General features: G+C 63.7%; 1 protein-coding gene. It reads left to right on the forward strand.

Annotated elements, in window-relative coordinates:
- Positions 1–191 precede the first annotated feature (191 nt).
- A complete protein-coding gene (gene tnpC / locus KNW02_RS20470; RefSeq protein ID WP_078527646.1) occupies positions 192–1,757 on the forward strand; it encodes an IS66 family transposase in 1,566 nt (521 codons plus the stop codon).
- Positions 1,758–1,777: the final 20 nt, after the last annotated feature.

Genomic DNA, 1,777 nt, shown 5'->3' on the forward strand with positions numbered 1-1,777 from the left:
TGGCCACAGGTGCGCGACGGGGTCATGCGCATGTCCAGCGCGCAGTTCGCAGCGCTTTTTGAGGGCGTGGATTGGCGGATGGTCCGACCCGAACGGGCACGACGCCCGCTGACGGCGGGGTGACAGGTAGACGGCGCCGAAATACCTGTTTTTGCTGGCCTGTAAGGGCATCCTGTGATTCACTTCCTGGCATGGAAGCAGCTGATCTTGCGCGTGAAAATGCCCTGCTGAAGGCCCGCCTCGCTGAGGTGGAGGCGACGCTGGCCGAGACGCAAGAGGCCAACCGGCGGCTGCAGGATATCCTGCACGCGGCGCAGCGCGAGAAATTCGGCAAGCGCTCCGAAAAGCTCTCGCCCGAGCAGTTCAACCTGCCCCTGGAAGATGCCGAATTTGCCCAAGGCGTGCTCGAGGCGGCACAGGAAAAGGCCGAAGCGGCGATGCAGCGGGCGCGCGGGGAAACATCGCGCAAGCCCAAGCGCAACCGTGGGCATCTACCGCCCCATCTGCCCCGGGTCGAGCGCGTGATCGAGCCTGCCAGCACGCTCTGCCCCTGTGGTTGCGGTGAGATGGCCAATATCGGGGAAGACGTCTCCGAACGGCTGGACGTGATCCCCGCGCAGTTCCGGGTGCTGGTCACGCGGCGGCCCAAATACGCCTGCCGCCGCTGTTCGCAGGCCGTGGCGCAAGCGCATGCGCCTGAACATGTGGTGCCTGGCGGTCTGCCCACGGAACTCTTCATCGCCTGGATTATCGTCTCGAAGTTCGGTGACCACCTGCCGTTTTATCGGCAGGCCGAGATCTTCAAGCGGCAAGGGATCGATCTGGACCGCGGCACGCTCGGCAACTGGGTCGGCCGCGCCTGTTTCCACCTGATGCCCGTCATCAACCACATGCGCACGCATCTGCGCGGTGCAGACCGTATCTTCGTGGACGAAACTCGCGCGCCAGTGTTGGAACCGGGCCTGAAACGCACCAAGAGCGGCTTCTTCTGGGCCGTCGTCACTGATGACCGTGGTCATGGCGGGGCCGGCCCACCCATCGTGCTGTTCCACTACGCCCCTGGCCGGGGCAAGGCGCATCCGCTGAAATTCCTCGCCGGATACCGCGGCCGCTTCCTGCAGTGCGACGCCTACCAGTCCTACAACGCGATGACGGAAATCGCGCGCGACAATGGCCCGTGGCAACTGGTCTATTGCTGGACCCATGTCCGCCGCCGCTTCGTGAAACGCTTCGAGAGTGACGGCTCGCCCATCGCCGAGGAAATGCTGCGCCAGATCGCGCTTATTTATCAGATCGAGAAGTCCGTGCGGGGCAAGGAGGCCACTATGCGCCTTGCTGCACGGCGTGAGCATTCGGCCCCGATCATCGCGGCGCTGAAACCCTGGCTGGAAGCCCAGCTCTCGCGCATACCGCAGAAATCCCAGCTCGCCGAAGACATCCGCTACACCTTGGCGCACTGGCCCGGACTGATCCGCTTCCTCGGGGACGGCATGCTGGAGCCCGACACCAACCCGGTCGAGAACCAGATCCGACCGATCGCCCTGACAAGAAAGAATGCTCTATTTGCAGGGAATGAAGTCGGCGCCGAGAACTGGGCCATGCTCGCCTCGCTGGTCGCTACCTGCAAGATGTCCGACGTGAATCCGGTCGACTACATCGCAGCAACCCTGCACGCCATCCTCGACGGTCACCCGCAAAACGGTATCGAAGACCTCATGCCGTGGCGATTCAATCAGCAGTCAAGCCTCGCCGCATAGGGCCACAACGTCGCGCTTAC

It is taken from the genome of Paracoccus marinaquae (assembly GCF_018860165.1).
GTDB classification, from domain to species: domain Bacteria; phylum Pseudomonadota; class Alphaproteobacteria; order Rhodobacterales; family Rhodobacteraceae; genus Paracoccus; species Paracoccus marinaquae.

Coding starts and splice junctions, on each gene's coding strand:
- tnpC (WP_078527646.1), top strand. CDS start 192: ATGGAAGCAGCTGATCTTGCGCGTGAAAATGCCCTGCTGAAGGCCCGC.